The organism is Citrobacter sp. CK180, from assembly GCF_030333655.1.
Taxonomy (GTDB): domain Bacteria; phylum Pseudomonadota; class Gammaproteobacteria; order Enterobacterales; family Enterobacteriaceae; genus Citrobacter_B; species Citrobacter_B koseri.
The window spans coordinates 56,699-75,178 of sequence record NZ_JAOWFM010000056.1; the positions used below are offsets into that span (position 1 = coordinate 56,699).

Annotated in this window: 17 protein-coding genes; 8 read left to right on the forward strand and 9 right to left on the reverse strand. The window is 55.3% G+C overall.

The genetic code is table 11. The features are described 5' to 3' along the window. The first annotated feature begins 351 nt into the window (after window positions 1-351). Window positions 352-1,395: a quinolinate synthase NadA gene (nadA, locus tag OGV50_RS21330; protein WP_024130522.1), complete on the forward strand. Its 1,044-nt coding sequence runs from the start codon at window positions 352-354 to the stop codon at window positions 1,393-1,395. Window positions 1,396-1,419: 24 nt separating this feature from the next. Further along, a complete protein-coding gene (pnuC, locus tag OGV50_RS21335) occupies window positions 1,420-2,139 on the forward strand; it encodes a nicotinamide riboside transporter PnuC (RefSeq protein ID WP_047458055.1) in 720 nt (239 codons plus the stop codon). Here pnuC and zitB read toward each other — a convergent pair. After that, the gene (gene zitB, locus OGV50_RS21340; RefSeq protein ID WP_104868906.1) at window positions 2,136-3,077 is read right to left on the reverse strand and encodes a CDF family zinc transporter ZitB; all 942 of its coding nucleotides are present in this window, start codon (window positions 3,075-3,077) and stop codon (window positions 2,136-2,138) included. The genes pnuC and zitB overlap by 4 nt on opposite strands. Window positions 3,078-3,189: 112 nt before the next feature. Further along, on the reverse strand, window positions 3,190-3,564 hold the full coding sequence (locus tag OGV50_RS21345; protein WP_012133236.1) for a YbgS-like family protein: 375 nt from the start codon (window positions 3,562-3,564) through the stop codon (window positions 3,190-3,192). Between the two features lie 315 nt (window positions 3,565-3,879). Between OGV50_RS21345 and aroG the strand changes: the two genes are divergently transcribed. From aroG to OGV50_RS21370, 5 genes are all read left to right on the forward strand, one after another. Continuing rightward, a complete protein-coding gene (gene aroG, locus OGV50_RS21350; RefSeq protein ID WP_286488747.1) occupies window positions 3,880-4,932 on the forward strand; it encodes a 3-deoxy-7-phosphoheptulonate synthase AroG in 1,053 nt (350 codons plus the stop codon). 183 nt (window positions 4,933-5,115) lie between these two features. Further along, window positions 5,116-7,284 (forward strand): TonB-dependent receptor, encoded by a 2,169-nt coding sequence (locus OGV50_RS21355; protein ID WP_200092169.1) that lies wholly within the window; start codon window positions 5,116-5,118, stop codon window positions 7,282-7,284. An 11-nt stretch (window positions 7,285-7,295) separates the two neighbouring features. Continuing rightward, a complete protein-coding gene (locus OGV50_RS21360) occupies window positions 7,296-8,282 on the forward strand; it encodes an ABC transporter substrate-binding protein (protein ID WP_286488748.1) in 987 nt (328 codons plus the stop codon). Further along, window positions 8,279-9,361: a FecCD family ABC transporter permease gene (locus OGV50_RS21365; RefSeq protein WP_052194398.1), complete on the forward strand. Its 1,083-nt coding sequence runs from the start codon at window positions 8,279-8,281 to the stop codon at window positions 9,359-9,361. Before OGV50_RS21360 ends, OGV50_RS21365 begins: the two co-directional genes overlap by 4 nt. Next, window positions 9,358-10,134 (forward strand): ABC transporter ATP-binding protein, encoded by a 777-nt coding sequence (locus OGV50_RS21370; RefSeq protein WP_286488749.1) that lies wholly within the window; start codon window positions 9,358-9,360, stop codon window positions 10,132-10,134. The genes OGV50_RS21365 and OGV50_RS21370 overlap by 4 nt, the downstream gene beginning before the upstream one ends. A 102-nt stretch (window positions 10,135-10,236) precedes the next feature. On the opposite strand, the gene gpmA is transcribed toward OGV50_RS21370, so the two are convergent. From gpmA to modE, 7 genes are all read right to left on the reverse strand, one after another. Next, the gene (gene gpmA / locus OGV50_RS21375) at window positions 10,237-10,989 is read right to left on the reverse strand and encodes a 2,3-diphosphoglycerate-dependent phosphoglycerate mutase (RefSeq protein ID WP_012133230.1); all 753 of its coding nucleotides are present in this window, start codon (window positions 10,987-10,989) and stop codon (window positions 10,237-10,239) included. 221 nt (window positions 10,990-11,210) lie between these two features. Continuing rightward, on the reverse strand, window positions 11,211-12,251 hold the full coding sequence (gene galM / locus OGV50_RS21380; protein WP_200092177.1) for a galactose-1-epimerase: 1,041 nt from the start codon (window positions 12,249-12,251) through the stop codon (window positions 11,211-11,213). Further along, window positions 12,245-13,393, reverse strand: coding sequence for a galactokinase (galK, locus tag OGV50_RS21385; RefSeq protein ID WP_286488750.1), 1,149 nt, complete (start codon window positions 13,391-13,393; stop codon window positions 12,245-12,247). The genes galM and galK overlap by 7 nt, the downstream gene beginning before the upstream one ends. 3 nt (window positions 13,394-13,396) lie before the next feature. Further along, window positions 13,397-14,443: a galactose-1-phosphate uridylyltransferase gene (gene galT, locus OGV50_RS21390; protein ID WP_049010127.1), complete on the reverse strand. Its 1,047-nt coding sequence runs from the start codon at window positions 14,441-14,443 to the stop codon at window positions 13,397-13,399. Window positions 14,444-14,452: 9 nt separating this feature from the next. Beyond that, on the reverse strand, window positions 14,453-15,469 hold the full coding sequence (gene galE, locus OGV50_RS21395) for a UDP-glucose 4-epimerase GalE (protein ID WP_024130520.1): 1,017 nt from the start codon (window positions 15,467-15,469) through the stop codon (window positions 14,453-14,455). A gap of 218 nt (window positions 15,470-15,687) precedes the next feature. Further along, the gene (gene modF / locus OGV50_RS21400; protein WP_115614944.1) at window positions 15,688-17,160 is read right to left on the reverse strand and encodes a molybdate ABC transporter ATP-binding protein ModF; all 1,473 of its coding nucleotides are present in this window, start codon (window positions 17,158-17,160) and stop codon (window positions 15,688-15,690) included. 67 nt (window positions 17,161-17,227) lie between these two features. Next, a complete protein-coding gene (modE, locus tag OGV50_RS21405) occupies window positions 17,228-18,016 on the reverse strand; it encodes a molybdenum-dependent transcriptional regulator (protein ID WP_012133223.1) in 789 nt (262 codons plus the stop codon). Between the two features lie 128 nt (window positions 18,017-18,144). Here modE and OGV50_RS21410 point away from each other — a divergent pair, with 128 nt between their 5' ends. Then, the gene (locus OGV50_RS21410) at window positions 18,145-18,294 is read left to right on the forward strand and encodes an AcrZ family multidrug efflux pump-associated protein (RefSeq protein WP_024130518.1); all 150 of its coding nucleotides are present in this window, start codon (window positions 18,145-18,147) and stop codon (window positions 18,292-18,294) included. The last annotated feature ends 186 nt before the right edge of the window (window positions 18,295-18,480 follow it).

Consider the following 18,480-nt stretch of genomic DNA (forward strand, 5'->3'; position numbering starts at 1 on the left):
AGCAGTTGACTTTTAATCAATTGGTCGCAGGTTCGAATCCTGCACGACCCACCAATGTAAAAAGGCGCCCTAAAGGCGCCTTTTTGCTATGCGCAGAATTTGTGCCTGATGGCGCTGCGCTTATCAGGCCTACAGCGATACACTCGTCCAGGTCGGATAAGATGTCAGTCGGCGACCCGTAGGCCGGATAAGGCGCTTGCGCCGCCATCCGGCATTATCAAGCGCAATTGTTGTGACTTTTGCCAGCCAATCGGCTATCTTGTTTAGCATATAAAACAAATTTAACCGATTGTGGCGTGGGTTACGCTTTATATCGGTTATTTCGTTAAGCCAGTAAAACGAGAAAGCATGATGAGCGTAATGTTTGACCCGGAAGCCGCAATCTATCCGTTTCCGCCGAAACCGACCCCGCTAAGCGTGGATGAAAAGCAATTCTACCGCGAGAAAATCAAACGTCTGCTGAAAGCGCGCGATGCCGTCATGGTGGCGCACTATTACACCGATCCCGAAATCCAGCAACTGGCTGAAGAAACCGGAGGATGCATTTCCGACTCGCTGGAGATGGCGCGATTTGGCGCGAAACATCCTGCCTCCACGTTGCTGGTCGCTGGCGTCCGTTTTATGGGCGAGACGGCCAAAATTCTCAGCCCGGAAAAAACCATCCTGATGCCGACTCTACAGGCGGAATGCTCGCTGGATCTGGGTTGTCCGATTGACGAATTTAGCGCGTTTTGCGACGCCCACCCGGATCGCACGGTAGTGGTTTACGCCAACACGTCTGCTGCCGTCAAAGCCCGCGCTGACTGGGTTGTTACCTCCAGTATCGCCGTTGAACTGATTGAACATCTGGACAGTCTGGGCGAGAAAATTATCTGGGCGCCGGATCGTCACCTGGGACATTACGTGCAAAAGCAGACCGGCGCGGATGTGCTCTGCTGGCAGGGAGCCTGTATCGTTCATGATGAATTTAAAACCCAGGCGTTGACCCGGATGAAAGGTTTGTACCCGGATGCCGCCGTGCTGGTGCATCCTGAGTCGCCACAATCGATTGTCGATATGGCGGATGCCGTCGGGTCTACCAGCCAGCTGATTAATGCCGCCCGCACGCTGCCGCATAAGCAGCTTATTGTGGCGACCGACCGGGGCATTTTCTATAAAATGCAGCAGGCGGTGCCTGATAAAGAGTTGCTTGAAGCGCCGACAGCCGGAGAAGGGGCGACCTGCCGTAGCTGCGCGCATTGTCCGTGGATGGCGATGAACGGCCTTAAGGCGATTGCTGAGGGGTTAGAGCAGGGCGGGCAGGCCCATGAGATTCACGTTGACCAGGCGCTGCGAGAAGGGGCGCTGCTGCCGCTCAACCGTATGCTGGAATTTGCGGCTACACTACGAGCGTAAAACGTAAAACGCTCTGGGGGAAAGATGGATTTTTTTAGCACACAGAACATTCTGGTTCATATTCCAATTGGCGCTGGCGGTTACGACCTGTCATGGATTGAAGCTGTTGGCACCGTTGCGGGGTTGCTGTGTATCGGGCTTGCCAGCCTGGAAAAGATCAGCAACTATTTTTTCGGCCTGATTAACGTGACGCTATTCGCGATCATCTTTTTTCAGATCCAACTCTACGCCAGCCTGTTGCTTCAGGTATTTTTCTTTGCCGCCAATATTTACGGCTGGTATGCCTGGTCCCGCAAAACAAGCCAGCATGAGATTGAATTGAAAATTCGCTGGCTGCCGCTGCCAAAAGCGCTGGCCTGGCTGGCGGTATGCGTGGTGGCGATAGGTCTGATGACCGCGTATATCGATCCGGTATTTGCTTTCCTGACTCGCGTCGCCGTCAACCTGATGCAGGCGCTGGGATTGTCGGTCGCCGTACCGGAATTGCAGCCTGATGCCTTCCCGTTCTGGGACTCCTGCATGATGGTGCTGTCGATTGTGGCGATGATCCTGATGACGCGCAAGTATGTCGAAAACTGGCTGCTGTGGGTGATTATCAACGTGATAAGCGTGGTGATCTTCGCACTGCAAGGCGTCTATGCGATGTCGCTGGAGTATCTGATCCTGACCTTCATCGCTCTGAATGGCAGCCGGATGTGGATCAACAGCGCGCGCGAACGAGGCTCACACGCGCTTTCCAGTTAGTGGTGATGATGCGAATGGCCGGATAGCCCCTGATTCAGGTGGCAGTCCGGCCCGTTGCACGGCTGATATTCCATCTGAATGGTGGCGTGCTCAATCTGGTAATGGTGAATCAGGAAATGCTGGATGCGCGCCAGCAACGCGTCATGATCGTGCGGCGGGATCACCTGCACATGCAGCGTCATCACGGGTTTTTCTCCTATCATCCAGACATGGACGTGATGCACATTGCGTACTTCGGGAATACCCCGGCTGAGATGGCGACGCAACGCCGCGATATCCAGCGAAACCGGCGCGCCTTCCAGTAATTCATTCACGCTGTCTTTTAACAGACGCCAGGCGCTGCGTAACACCAGTATGGAAACCAGGATCGAGAGAATCGGATCCGCTGGCGTCCAGCCTGTCCAGATGATAATCAGTGCGGCAAAAATGGCGCCGACCGATCCCAGTAAATCCCCCATCACATGCAGCGCGGCGGCACGCACATTGAGGTTTTTTTCTTCATTCCCCCGGTGCAGGAGCCAGAACGCAAACACGTTGGCGAGCAAGCCTGCCACTGCGATAGTCATCATCATGCCGCCTGCGACAGGGCGTGGCGTATAGAAGCGCTGAATGGCTTCCCAGACGATTAAAAGAGTAATCACCACTAATGCGATGGCGTTAACAAACGCGGCCAGCGTTGTCAGTCTCAGCCAGCCGAAAGTGTGGCGAATGGTTGGAGGACGACGGGAAAACTGTACGGCCATCAGAGCGAACAACAGGGCTGCGGCATCGGTAAGCATATGCCCGGCATCGGCCAGCAGCGCCAGCGATCCTGAAAGAATGCCGCCCACCACTTCAACCAGCATAAATCCGGCGGTGACACAAAATGCGAACAGCAACCGACGCGCGTTCTTATCTTCCGGCAGATGCGAAGCAGTATGAGAGTGTGAATGTGCCATCGTGTCATCCCTTTGTTATTTTCATTATTACTGTATGACATCATACAAGTTTTGGGCTGACAAAATAAAAAGGAGAGCGTCAGCTCTCCCGTTACCTGGCCTTTTTTCAGGCTTACTGCGTGGTGCCATCGGTTTTAGTATCAACGTCGTTGTTGATGCCGTCGCCGGTCTCCACTTTCTTATTCACGTCCGGGCAGCGGCCGTCCTTACACATGGTGTTTTTATGCACTTCATCGGAGGTCATGTCGTCGTGGTTCATTGATGAGCCATCCGGGTGAAGCATGGTGCCGCCGGAATTAATCTGGCTGTTGTCCACATTGTTTGGCGCGATGTTTTCGCGGGCGTCAGGGGCGACCTGTCCGGCATCCGCCGAAGAGTTTGCCTGTCCGTTGTTGGACTGCGTATTCGCGTCGGTGGCCAACGCTGCGCCACTGGCAAGGCTGAGTATGGCAGTAAGAAAAAGTGTGGCCAGTTTTGTCATTTTCATAAGATGCTCCTGTTATGGTCGATATGTCGGATAACTCTTCCAACAGTGCATGTGCCAGTAAAATCTCAGAGAGGGGTTAAAGATCCCGCACTGGCGATTTAGCCCAGCAGAGAATCTTGAAAAAACTCACAAAAAGAGTGTTTGCAGTTAAAAATTGTAGGTTAGATCTCGTTTTTCGCTACTTTCTGGCGTTTTTTTTCCTAATTCCAGGATTAGTCCGTTCGAAGTGTAAAAGTCAGTTTACACTTTTTAGCCAAAGAGATAGATTGAAGGGATTGCATTTAATTAGATAAGTATGGCAACACTGGAATAATCATGAATTATCAGAACGACGATTTACGTATTAAAGAGATCAACGAGTTATTACCGCCAGTCGCACTCCTTGAAAAATTTCCCGCTACAGAGAATGCAGCAAACACCGTTGCCCATGCCCGCAAAGCGATTCATAAAATCCTGAAAGGGAATGACGATCGCCTGCTGGTGGTGATTGGGCCGTGCTCAATTCATGATCCGGTTGCCGCCAAAGAGTATGCCGCTCGTTTAATGACGCTGCGTGAAGAGCTAAAAGGCGAGCTTGAAATTGTCATGCGCGTCTATTTTGAAAAACCGCGCACCACGGTGGGCTGGAAAGGGCTGATCAACGATCCGCATATGGATAACAGCTTCCAGATTAACGATGGCCTGCGTATTGCCCGCAAGCTATTGCTCGACATTAACGACAGCGGATTACCTGCTGCGGGTGAGTTCCTTGATATGATCACCCCGCAATATCTGGCGGATCTGATGAGCTGGGGCGCGATTGGCGCACGTACCACGGAGTCTCAGGTACACCGCGAGCTGGCCTCTGGTCTTTCCTGCCCGGTCGGCTTTAAAAATGGCACTGACGGCACCATTAAAGTGGCGATTGACGCTATCAATGCCGCCGGTGCGCCTCACTGCTTCCTCTCCGTCACTAAGTGGGGGCACTCCGCCATTGTGAATACCAGCGGCAACGGCGACTGCCACATTATTCTGCGTGGAGGCAAAGAGCCAAACTACAGCGCGCAACATGTGGCAGAAGTAAAAGAAGGTCTTGCTAAAGCGGGGCTTGCGCCGCAGGTTATGATCGATTTCAGCCATGCGAACTCCTCCAAACAGTTTAAAAAGCAGATGGACGTTTGTGCGGATGTTTGCCAGCAGATTGCGCGTGGCGAAAACGCGATCATTGGCGTGATGGTGGAAAGCCATCTGGTGGAAGGTAATCAGAGCCTGGAAAGCGGCGAACCGCTGATCTACGGTAAGAGCGTTACCGACGCCTGCATCGGCTGGGAAGATACGGATGCGCTGCTGCGTCAGTTGTCGAATGCGGTGAAAGCCCGTCGCGGATAATTCCTCCTGCCAACGCACGTTGCGCAATTGAAAAACCGGCAAATCAGGCCGGTTTTTTTCTACTAACTGTTTGTAATCCAAAAGAGTTAGTTCTTTGTTTAAAAGTTTTGATGTGATCGTGATCAACTTTTTACACTTATATCGGTCGTAATATAAATTTTTACATAACGATTGATAATACAAATGAATAAGCCCACTCAACTGGCAACGCTGTTGCCTCTTCTCATTTCCCTGGCGCCGCACAGCGCACATGCGGCAAACACCTCTGAAGATGAAATTATCGTCACCAGCCAGCCTTCTGCCGATACCACGCATGCCGCTTCCGGCGCTGGATTCAAAACCAATGATATCGATGTCGGGCCGCTGGGCAATAAAGCCTGGGTTGATACACCGTATTCGACCACGACCGTCACCAAAGAGATGATTGAGAACCAGCAGGCGCAAAGCGTGAGCGAACTGCTGAAATACTCGCCCAGCACACAAATGCAGGCGCGCGGCGGCATGGATGTCGGCAGACCGCAGAGCCGGGGGATGCAGGGTAGCGTGGTTGCCAACAGCCGCCTGGATGGGTTGAACATCGTCTCAACCACCGCTTTCCCCGTTGAGATGCTGGAACGCCTGGATGTGCTCAACAGCCTGACCGGCGCGCTGTACGGCCCGGCAAGTCCGGCCGGGCAGTTTAATTTTGTCGCCAAACGCCCAACGGAAGAGACGCTGCGCAAAGTCACTCTGGGTTATCAAAGCCGGAGCGCCTTCACCGGGCATGTCGATTTGGGCGGACACATTGATGATGACAACCGTTTTGGCTATCGCGTGAATGTGCTGGATCAGGAAGGTGAGGGGAATCTGGATGACAGTACGCTGCGCCGTAAGTTGCTTTCCGTGGCGCTGGACTGGAATATTCAGCCAGGCACGCAATTGCAGCTGGATGCCAGCCACTATGAGTTTATTCAAAAAGGCTATCCGGGTAGCTTCAGCTATGGCCCGAACATTAAATTACCTTCCGCACCCGATCCCAAAGATAAAAATCTGGCGCTCAGCACGGCCGGGAACGATCTGACAACCGACACGGTGAGCACGCGTCTTATTCATTATCTCAATGATGACTGGTCCGTAACGGCGGGCGTTGGCTGGCAGCAGGCGGATCGTGCGATGCGTAACGTATCCAGCAAAATTATCAATAACCAGGGCGATATCAGCCGTTCGCTGAAAGACTCTACTGCCGCAGGACGTTTTCGCGTACTGAGCAATACCGCCACGCTTAACGGTCATGTTGATACCGGTTCTGTCGGGCATGATATTGCGCTCTCGACCACCGGTTATGTCTGGTCGCTGTACAGTGCGAAAGGGACGGGGCCGTCTTATAGCTGGGACACCACCAATATGTACCACCCCTCTGAGATGTACGAAAAGGGCGATGGCAAAATCATAACCGGTGGGGATCGTTATAAATCCAGCGTCAACACGCAACAGAGCATTACCCTTGGGGATACCGTGACTTTCACGCCGAAATGGTCGGCGATGTTCTACTTGAGCCAGAGCTGGATTCAGTCGCAGAACTACAATAAAAGCGGTCATAAAACCGGCCAGATTGATGAGAACGGTTTAAGCCCGAATGCGGCGTTGATGTATAAAATCACCCCGAATGTGATGGCCTACGTCAGCTATGCGGAGTCGCTGGAACAGGGCGGGACGGCGCCAACCAATAGCGACGTGAAAAATGCCGGGCAAACCCTCGACCCGTATCGCAGCAAACAATATGAGATGGGGCTAAAAGCCGATGTCTCCGGGATGAATCTGGGGGCGGCGTTGTTCCGTCTTGAGCGTCCATTTGCCTATGTCGATCCCGGCGATAACGTCTATAAGGAACAGGGGAACCAGGTCAATAACGGTCTGGAGCTGACGGCCTCCGGTAATGTCTGGCAAGGGCTGAATATCTACAGCGGCGTGACGCTCCTCGATCCGAAACTGAAAGATACGGTGAGCGATACCACCAGCGATAAACGGGTGGTAGGCGTACCGAAAGTACAGGCGAACGTGCTGGCGGAGTACAGCTTACCGTCGATGCCGGAATGGGTATACAGCGCTAACGTTCACTATACCGGCAAGCGTGCCGCCAACGATACCAACACCGCATGGGCCAGCAGCTACACCACCTGGGACCTGGGCACCCGCTACACCACGAAAATCAGCAGCGTGCCGACCACCTTCCGCGTGGTGGTTAACAACGTGTTCGATAAGCACTACTGGGCATCAATCTTCCCGTCAGGCACCGATGGCGATAACGGTTCACCCAGCGCCTTTATCGGCAGCGGGCGTGAAGTTCGCGCCTCCGTCACGTTTGATTTTTAAAGGATGGAGTCATGACGCTAACCCGCATTTTCCCCGCGCTGGCCTGGCTGGTGGCGGGGAGCCTGTTTGCCGCGCAGCCGCACAGCGATGTGCGCATCGCTTCGCCGTGGCCAGCGCAAAACACCATCATCACCATGCTGGGGTATGGCGATAATATTGTTGGCACGTCGATGATTGCAAAGACGATTCCGCTTTTTCGCCAGAGTCTGCCGCGTATTGAGAATGTCGCCGTTGTCAGCGTCAACAGCGGTCACGAACTGGACCCGGAGCAGATCATCTCGCTCGGTACGCAACTGCTGTTTGTGCCGAAATCGATGATGGTGCCGAGGGCGTCGCTGCTCCAGCAGGCAGGGGTGCGCGTACTGGCGTTTGAGGCGAACTCCATGCAGGCGCTGACCGCCCGGGTGCATAAAACAGCGGAGGTGCTGGGGCCGGATGCGCAGGATAAAGCGCAGCGGTATCAGCAGTATTTTGACCGCAATGTGGCGCGGGTAAAGGCGCGCTTAAGCGATCTTCCTGAAGATCAGCGAATGACCCTCTATCACAGCATGGGCAATCCGCTGACCACTTCCGGCAGGCCGTCGCTTAATCAGGACTGGATGGATCTGGCCGGTGCAAAAAACGTCGCCGAGCGCTGGTTTAGCCACAAGCAAAACCGGACGGGGGAAGTCGCTCTTGAGCAGATCGTCGCGGCAAATCCGGCGGTGATTGTCGCCATGAATAAGCGGGATGCGGATGCCATCCTGACTTCTCCCCAGTGGGCGCAGGTGGACGCCGTGATTCATCATCGCGTGTATGTGAACCCGAAAGGGATGTTCTGGTGGTGTCGGGAGACCAGCGAAGAGGCGTTACAATTCCTCTGGCTGGCAAAAACGCTCTACCCGCAGCGCTTTGCCGATGTGGATATGCGCAAGGAGACCCGCCGCTTTTACCAAGACTTCTTTGGCATTACACTCAGCGACGCGCAGATTAGCGATGTGCTCAATCCGCCGAAATGACTCTACAGGTAAGGAACGTTATGTCGCTATCCGCTAATGCTCCGTCGATCGACGATCGCTACCGTCTTGTGGTACGCAAGCGGTTGATGCTGGCGCTGCTGATTATTGCGGCGATAGTCGCCTCGCTGGTGCTGGACTCTACGCTTGGCCCGTCTGGTCTGTCGCTCGGCGAGCTCTGGCAAACGCTGCTGCACCCGGCAAGCGTTAATGCGGGGACGCGCGTTATCGTCTGGGATATCCGTTTACCCTATGCGCTGATGGCGTTACTGGTGGGAATGGCTTTGGGGCTGGCGGGCGCCGAAATGCAGACAATCCTGAACAACCCGCTGGCGAGTCCGTTCACGCTGGGCGTTTCTTCCGCAGCGGCCTTTGGCGCTGCGCTGGCGATCGTGTTGGGTATCGGCATTCCCGGCGTTCCTGCCGCCTGGTTTATTCCCGCGAATGCCTTTGCTTTTGCGCTGCTGTCCGCCCTGCTGCTGGACGGGATTACTCGCTGGACGCGCGTGGCGACCTCTGGCGTGGTGCTGTTCGGTATCGCGCTGGTGTTTACCTTTAATGCGCTGGTGTCGATGATGCAGTTCGTTGCCGATGAGGACACGCTACAGGGGCTGGTGTTCTGGACGATGGGCAGCCTGGCGCGCGCGTCGTGGGAAAAGCTCGGCGTGCTGGCGTTGGTGTTTGCCATTGTGCTGCCGTGGTCGATGCGTAGCGCCTGGCAATTGACGGCGCTACGGTTGGGGGAAGATCGGGCGATGAGTTTTGGCATTGACGTGCGGCGCCTGCGCCTGTCATCGCTGCTGCGCATCAGCCTGCTATCGGCGCTGTCGGTGGCGTTTGTCGGGCCAATCGGTTTTATCGGTCTGGTCGCGCCGCACATTGCGCGAATGCTGTTTGGTGAAGATCACCGGTTCTATCTGCCGGGCAGCGTGTTGACGGGGGGGCTGGTGCTGTCGCTGGCCTCGATCGCGTCGAAGAATATTGTTCCTGGGGTGATCATCCCGGTAGGCATCGTAACGTCGCTGGTGGGTGTGCCATTCTTCCTGAGCATTATTTTGCGCCACCGGGGGAGCATGTCATGAGCGGGTTGATCCTCAAGGGAATAAGCGCCGGTTATCCGAAACATCCGGTTATTCACGATCTCAGCGTGCCTGAGCTGCCGCGCGGTAAAATTACCGTTCTGCTGGGGCCGAACGGCTGCGGGAAATCAACGTTATTACGCGCGCTGGCCGGGCTGAATAAAGCCCGTGGCGAGGTCATGCTGGACGGTGAGAACCTGATGTCGCTGCCGTTTGCCCGGCGTGCGGAAAAGGTGGTGTTTTTACCTCAGTCGCTGCCGCAGGGCGTACATCTGCATGTGCTGGAGTCAATTATCGTGGCGCAGCGGGCGTCCGGCGGGCGGGATGGCGCGAACAGCCACTCGCAGGTGCTGGCAATCCTGGATCAACTCGGCATTGCGCATCTGGCGCTGCACTATCTTGACCAGCTTTCCGGCGGCCAGCGGCAACTGGTGGGGCTGGCGCAGTCGCTGATTCGCTACCCGGAACTTTTGTTGCTGGACGAGCCGCTTAGCGCGCTGGATCTGAACTATCAGTTTCACGTTATGGATCTGATCGCGCGGGAAACGCGGGCGCGCAATATGGTGACGGTTGTGGTGGTGCATGACATTAATATCGCGCTACGTCACAGCGAACATGTGCTGATGCTGAAGGAGGGCAAACTGGTGGCCAGCGGCACGCCGGAAGCGGTTATTACCGCAGAAAGCCTGGCGGAAGTGTATAACGTTCGGGGTCGTGTGGAACGTTGTTCACAGGGCAGGGCGCAGGTGGTGCTCGACGGGGTTATCGGGGTTTAAGTGCATGTATTGCCGGATGACGGCTTACGCCTTATCCGGCCTACAGGACGCATATTGCCAACCCGTAGGCCCGATAAGCGAAGCGCCATCAGGCAAATCAGATTACTTCGCTTTACCCTGGTTCGCTACGGCCGCCGCTTTTGCCGCGATCTCGTCAGCGTTACCCAGATAGTAATGTTTGATCGGTTTGAAGTTTTCGTCGAACTCGTACACCAGCGGTACACCGGTCGGGATGTTCAGTTCGAGAATCTCTTCTTCGCTCATGTTATCCAGGTATTTCACCAGCGCACGCAGAGAGTTACCGTGAGCGGCGATGATGATGCGCTCACCGCTTTTCATGCGCGGCAGAATGGTTTCGTTCCAGTAAGGGATCACGCGATCGATAGTCAGCGCCAGGCTTTCAGTCAGCGGCAGCTCTTTCTCGGTCAGTTGCGCATAACGCGGATCGTGGCCCGGATAACGCTCGTCATCTTTGGTCAGCTCCGGCGGGGTCACGGCAAAACCACGACGCCACTGTTTAACCTGCTCATCACCGTATTTTTCAGCGGTTTCCGCTTTGTTCAGACCCTGTAGTGCGCCGTAGTGACGTTCGTTCAGCTTCCAGGATTTTTCAACCGGCAGCCAGGCCTGATCCAGTTCGTCCAGGACGTTCCACAGCGTGTGGATGGCACGTTTCAGCACGGAGGTATAAGCAAAATCGAAGCTATAGCCTTCCTCTTTCAGCAGTTTACCTGCCGCTTTTGCTTCACCCACGCCTTTCTCGGACAGGTCAACATCGTACCAACCGGTGAAGCGGTTTTCGTTGTTCCACTGACTTTCGCCGTGACGTACCAGAACCAGCTTAGTTACAGCCATACTCTCACTCCTCAAGCTTTATTGAATGATAATAATTCTCATTATATTGCCGTGACAGGTCAGCGGCAACGCTTACGCATAACCATAGCGAAAATAGTGACGCAGTGTAAGGTTCTTGTGAACCCGGAGTTGCGATTTTGTCTTTGAGTGGTGGGGATTTGAGCAAAGCGACGCGCCACAGGCCCGATAGCTGGCACCATCGGGCCTGTTATGGCTCATCGTCAGGCCGGAATAAACTGATATTCCGTCAGGCTGGCGTACTCGTCGCCGGGATGCAACACGCAGTCAGGTTGCGGCCATTCCGGGTGGTTCGGGCTGTCTGGCAGAAATTCGCTTTCCAGCGCCAGGCCTTGCCAGTCGGCATAAGGTTCAGGCCCGCGCGACGGCGTGCCGCCCAGATAGTTGCCGGAATAGAATTGCAGCGCCGGAGCGGAGGTATAAACCTTCATCTGCAATTTCTCATCCTGCGACCACAGATGTGCGACTGGCTGGCTGGCATCGCCTTTGGTCTGCAATAAAAAGGCGTGATCGTAACCTTTTACCTTGCGCTGATCGTCATCGGCAAGAAACGCGCTGGCGATGGTTTTTGCGCTGCGGAAGTCGAACGAGGTTCCGGCAACGGATTTCAGCCCGTCGCGTGGAATACCGCTTTCATCAACCGGCAGGTACGTATCAGCCAGAATCTGTAGCTTGTGCTGGCGTACGTCTGACTGCTCGCCGTCCAGGTTAAAGTAAACGTGGTTGGTCAGGTTCACCGGGCAGGGCTTATCTACCGTCGCTCGATAGGTAATGGAGATTCGGTTATCGTTGGTGAGACGATACTGCGCGGTGGCGCAGAGATGGCCGGGGAAGCCCTGATCGCCATCGTCAGACGTCAGTGCGAACAGCACCTGACGATCGTTCTGGTTGACTATCTGCCAGCGACGTTTGTCAAAGCCGTCCGGCCCGCCGTGCAGTTGGTTTTCACCCTGGCTCGGCAGCAGAATGACGGTTTCGCCCGCCCAGGTGTAACGGCTGTTGGCAATGCGATTGGCGTAGCGGCCAATCGATGCGCCAAGAAAGGCGGCCTGATCCTGGTAATATTCCGGGCTGGCGCACCCCAGCAACGCTTCACGGACGCTGCCATCGGTTAGCGGGATACGGGCGGAAAGTAGTGTGGCGCCCCAGTCCATCAGAGTGACCACCATCCCTGCATCGTTGCGCAGGGTGAGCAGGCGGTACGGCTGACCATCGGGCGCCAGTGCGGGCGTTTCGTTTAGCACTGTCCGGCTCCTTGTGAGGGTTTGCATACGTAAAACGTTTCTTTGATTCCGGTTTTCGCTTCATACTGCGTGGCCACGGCCTGCTGTACGGCAGGAACCAGCGCTTCCGGGATCAACGCGACGACGCAGCCGCCGAAGCCGCCGCCGGTCATGCGTACGCCGCCTTTATCGCCGATGGTCGCTTTCACAATTTCGACCAGCGTGTCGATCTGCGGGACGGTGATTTCGAAGTCATCGCGCATTGAGGCGTGAGATTCCGCCATCAATTCACCCATGCGTTTCAGGTCGCCTTTCTCCAGCGCGCTGGCGGCTTCAACGGTACGGGCGTTTTCGGTCAGTACGTGGCGAACACGTTTGGCGACAATCGGGTCCAGCTCGTTGGCCACCGCGTTGAACGCCGCAAGGCTGACATCGCGCAACGCCGGTTGCTGGAAGAAACGCGCGCCCGTTTCACACTGCTCGCGGCGGGTATTGTACTCGCTGCCCACCAGCGTACGTTTAAAGTTACTGTTGATGATCACCACCGCCACGCCTTCCGGCATGGAAACCGCTTTCGTACCCAGCGTGCGGCAGTCAATCAGCAGGGCATGATCTTTTTTACCCAGCGCGGAGATCAGCTGATCCATAATGCCGCAGTTGCAGCCGACGAACTGATTCTCCGCTTCCTGGCCGTTGAGCGCGATTTGCGCGCCATCCAGCGGCAGGTGGTACAACTGCTGGAATACGGTGCCGACCGCGACTTCCAGCGACGCAGAAGAACTGAGTCCCGCGCCCTGCGGCACATTGCCGCTGATAACCAGATCCGCGCCGCCAAATGCGTTATTTCGTTTTTGCAGATGCTTCACCACGCCGCGCACGTAGTTTGACCACTGCTGGCTGTCGTGGGTAACGATCGGCGCATCAAGGGAGAATTCATCAACCTGGTTGTCGTAGTCAGCCGCAATCACGCGCACTTTGCGATCGTCACGCGTGGCGCAGCTAATCACCGTCTGGTAGTCGATAGCGCAAGGCAGCACGAAGCCGTCGTTGTAATCGGTGTGCTCGCCGATCAGATTGACGCGACCAGGCGTCTGAATGGTGTGGGTAGCAGGGTAGCTGAAAATTTCTGCAAACAGAGATTGTGTTTTCTCTTTCAGACTCATTATTTAAACTCCTGATTCGCGAAAATGAATGTCGCTGACCGCGCGCAGACGCTCCGCCGCTTGTTCTGCCGTCAGATCGCGCTGGGTCTCCGCCAGCATTTCATAACCGACCATAAATTTACGGACGGTCGCGGAACGTAGCAGCGGTGGATAAAAGTGCGCGTGCAGCTGCCAGTGCCCGTTCTCTTCACCGTTAAACGGCGCGCCGTGCCAGCCCATGGAGTAGGGGAAGGAGCACTGGAACAGGTTGTCATAACGACTGGTCAGCTTTTTCAGCGCCAGCGCCAGGGAGTCGCGCTGATCGTCGGTCAAATCGGTAATGCGCAGCACATGCGCTTTGGGCAGCAGCAGCGTTTCAAACGGCCAGGCTGCCCAGTAAGGCACGACCGCCAGCCAGTGCTCGGTTTCAACCACCGTACGGCTGCCGTCCGCCAGTTCGCGCTGCGCATAATCCACCAGCATTGGGGAGTGCTGCTCGGCGAAGTAGGCTTTTTGCAAACGATCTTCACGCTCGGCTTCGTTCGGCAGGAAGCTGTTGGCCCAAATCTGGCCGTGCGGATGCGGGTTGGAGCAGCCCATCGCCGCGCCTTTATTCTCAAAAACCTGCACCCAGGGGTAGGTTTTTCCCAGATCGGCAGTCTGTTCTTGCCAGGTTTTGATGATGTCGGTCAGCGCGGGGAGGCTCAGTTCCGGCAGCGTCTTGCTGTGATCGGGAGAAAAGCAGATCACGCGGCTGGTGCCGCGGGCGCTCTGGCAACGCATCAACGGGTCATGGCTGTCCGGCGCGTCCGGGGTGTCAGACATCAGCGCGGCAAAGTCATTTGTAAAGACATAGGTGCCGGTGTAATCCGGGTTTTTATCTCCGGTTACGCGCGTATTGCCCGCGCACAGGAAGCAGTCCGGGTCATGGGCGGGAAGCGCCTGCTGAGATGGCGTTTCCTGCGCCCCCTGCCAGGGGCGCTTTGCGCGATGCGGTGAAACCAGAATCCACTGTCCGGTTAGCGGGTTAAAACGGCGATGTGGATGATCGACAGGATTAAATTGCGTCATGACATGTCCTTAGTCTGGATATCCCTGCGGATGGCGTGACTGCCAACGCCAGGTGTCCTGTGCCATTTCGTCAAGTGTGCGGGTTACGCGCCAGTCCAGTTCGCGGTCGGCTTTGCTGGCGTCCGCCCAGTAGGCCGGAAGGTCGCCTTCACGGCGTGGGGCAAAATGATAAGCAACGGGTTTACCGCAGGCTTTGCTGAAGGCGTTAACCACATCCAGCACGCTGTTGCCAACACCGGCGCCAAGGTTGTAAATATGCACGCCTTGTTTGCCAGCCAGTTTTTCCATCGCGGTTACGTGGCCGTCGGCAAGATCCATCACATGGATGTAATCGCGCACGCCGGTGCCGTCTTCGGTAGGGTAGTCGTTGCCAAAGACCGCGAGCGATTCGCGACGGCCAACGGCGACCTGGGCGATGTACGGCATCAGGTTGTTAGGAATGCCCTGCGGATCTTCGCCCATATCACCTGACGGATGCGCGCCGACCGGGTTGAAGTAGCGCAGCAGGGCGATGCTCCAGTCCGGCTGCGCTTTTTGCAGGTCGGTCAGGATCTGTTCGACCATCAGTTTACTTTTGCCATATGGGCTCTGCGGCGTGCCGGTCGGGAAGCTTTCGACATAAGGAATTTTGGGCTGATCGCCGTAGACGGTGGCGGAGGAGCTGAAGATGAAGTTTTTGACATTGGCGGCGCGCATGGCGCTGATTAAACGCAGCGTACCGTTGACGTTGTTGTCATAGTATTCCAGCGGTTTGGCGACAGATTCGCCCACGGCTTTCAGACCGGCAAAGTGAATGACGGCGTCAATCGCGTGGTCATGCAGAATTTCAGTCATCAGCGCTTCGTTACGAATATCGCCTTCAACGAAAGTTGGGTGCTTACCACTTAATCGCTCGATAACAGGCAGTACGCTGCGCTTACTGTTGCAGAGGTTATCAAGGATGATGACATCGTGACCGTTTTTCAGTAACTGTACACAAGTATGACTTCCAATGTAACCGCTACCACCGGTGACCAGTACTCTCATAATTCGCTCCGTTAAGCCTATGGTATGGAATAACCATAGCATAACAAAGATGCGAAAAGTGTGACATGGAATATATTAGTGGAATCGTTTACACTTCGGTTTTTTCACCCGCCAACGACTGTTATTTAATGATAAATCATATGCTTTAAGAATGATTGCGCCTTTTATCTGAAAAAGCAGTGAAAAAAGGGGCGTGGTCGCACGCCCCCAGTGAACCGCTAACGCAGCGTCGTCTGTTGATAGCGGTAACTCTCGCCTTCCGGTACAAACTCCAGCCGATGGGTAATGCAGCCTGGGGCGTCTTCCGCGTGATGGGAGACAAACAGCAACTGCGTTTCTCCCTCGCTAATCAGTACATCGACAAAGCGGCGAACGAGTTGACGATTCAGCGGATCCAGGCCTTGTAATGGCTCATCAAGAATCAGCAGCGTAGGGTGTTTGACCAGCGCACGGGCGATCAGCGCCAGCCGTTGTTGCCCCCAGGACAGGCTGTGGAAAGGCGCATCCGCAGTGCGTTTGTCCATTCCCAGAATATCCAGCCATTGCTGCGCCAGCTTGTGCTGCCTGTCGGAAACCGCCTGGTAGATGCCAATCGAGTCAAAGTAACCGGAGAGAATGACATTACGCACCGTGGTGCTGACGCGATAATCCAGATGCAGGCTGCTGCTGACATAGCCGATATGTTTTTTGATATCCCAGATTGTTTCACCACTCCCGCGACGGCGGCCAAACAGCGTCAGGTCGTTGCTGTATCCCTGCGGATGGTCGCCGGTGATTAAACTTAACAGGGTGGATTTTCCCGCGCCGTTAGGCCCGACAATCTGCCAGTGTTCACCCGGATTCACCTGCCAGCTCAGATGATTAAGAATAGGGCGGTCGTTATAGGAGACGACGCCATCGTTGAGAATAATGCGCGCCGCGCCGTCCGGCAGGGCGTGGCGGGCAGAAGGCTCATCCGGCTCGGGCAACTTTACGCCTTCCAGTCGTTCGCTATGCGCGAGTTGGGCAATCAGCGCCCGCTGGAGCAAATCCGCTTTTTCCCCCGTTTCCGTTAACGTGCAGTCGGCAAGGACTCCCGCATACTGAACGAATTCGGGGATCTCATCAAAGCGGTTTAACACCAGCACCAGCGTGTAGCCCGACTGGTGCAGCGTGGCGAGAAGATTCGCCAGTTGCTGGCGGGAGGCGACATCCAGCCCGTCAAACGGCTCATCGAGGATTAATAAATCCGGCTCTGACATCAGCGCCTGACAAAGCAGCGTTTTGCGCGTTTCGCCCGTAGAAAGGTATTTAAAACGTCTGTCGAGCAGAGAAGAAATGCCAAACTGCTGCGCCAGTTCGGCACAGCGGGCGGGATCGCTCACCTCATCCTGAATGATTTCTGCCGTAGTTCGTCCGGTGTCGTCTTCGCCAGGGCTGAGCAGGTCGGTGTTATTGCGCTGCCATTCATCGCTGACCAGTTTTTGCAACTGTTCGAATGAGAGGCGGGTGACGCGCGCGAACTGAGACTGGCGCTCGCCTTTCAGTAACGTCAGTTCTCCCGCCAGCGCGCGGGCCAGCGCTGATTTCCCGCTTCCATTGGTGCCGACAAAAGCCCAGCTATCCCCCGCCTGCAACGTCAGCGCATTTAACTGAAGCGTTTTTGTGTCGCTCAGGCGAAACGTGCCTTGCGAAATATGCAACGATGACATTTTGTATCCCATTTTTTGCAGCGATGAATGACAGGGATACGTGTTCAAAGAACAGATGTCAATGCACTTAGCACAACGTAGCGATAATCACTCTGTCAGCATTAAAATATGCCGTCACGTTAGCACCTTCTTCCAGCGTGGCGGTCTCTTCAACGGGCAGGGTGGCACACAACGTCTGGCCGTCAGGTAATGTCATGAGGACTTCGCACTGCTCGGCGCCGCGTTCAATATGGCTGATGGTTCCCTGAAGCTGGTTGTCGGCAGCCCGGGCAATCGCCTCGTCCTGGGTAATGCCAACCCACGGCGCTTTCAGCAGGATCAGGACTTCTTTACCTTCATCAAGGCCAAGACGCTCGCCGCTTTGCGCAGTGATGGCGACCTTCAGTCGCGTTTCGCCGTCGGCCAGCAGCACATCGACATGCTGTTGAACCTGATCGTGATCGCGTGCGGTAATGGTGCCGAACCACTGGTTACGGGCGCTGGTTTGCAAAGAAAAACGGGAAATGGCGGCCAGCAGGCTGTCGAGCGGCAGGGCGTCGTCGTCGCTCAGCACGTCGAACGCTTTTTGCTGAATCTGGGCGAGCAAATCGTAAAGCTGGATCAGGCGCTGACCGTAGCGGGTCAGTATCGCGCCGCCGCCGCCTTTGCCGCCCGTTGCGCGCTCGACGAGCGTCTGCTCGCTGAGTTGGTTCATCTCGTTAATGGCATCCCAGGCGCTTTTGTAGCTGATGCCCGCATCTTTTGCCCCCTGGCTGATGGAGCCGGAAAGCGCGATATGCTTGAGCAGCGAAATGCGGCGGGGGTCCGCAAACAATTTTTGTTGAAGTTTGAGTGTAAGGAGGATTTCGGCCTGCATAACAAGATCCTGGCAAAAGGGTTATTGTGACGGAAAACCGCTTCCGCGCAAAGTCGACCGCACAAAAGGGGAGTGCTTTTCTCATTTATGCAGTTAGAATATCAAAAGAATCCTATCTGGAGTTGACCATGTTAGAGTTATTGAAAAGTCTGGTATTCGCCGTAGTCATGGTTCCGGTGGTCATGGCCATCATTCTGGGGCTGATTTACGGTCTGGGTGAAGTGTTCAACATTTTCTCCGGTATCGGTCAGAAAGACCAGTCCAGACAGAACCATTGATTTTTAAACGCCCGCTCAGTCGGGCGTTTTACTTTCTTCGACTTTCAGGCCGCATTTTTGTTGGCTGTGCCTGTGAGTCTCAGCGCAACTCAAAATCCATTGGGTAGCGCCCCTCAAGATCCTGCTTTTTCTGCCGATATTTTCTTTGCGTAACCTCAATTGGGTATCAATAACTTCTGGGAAAAA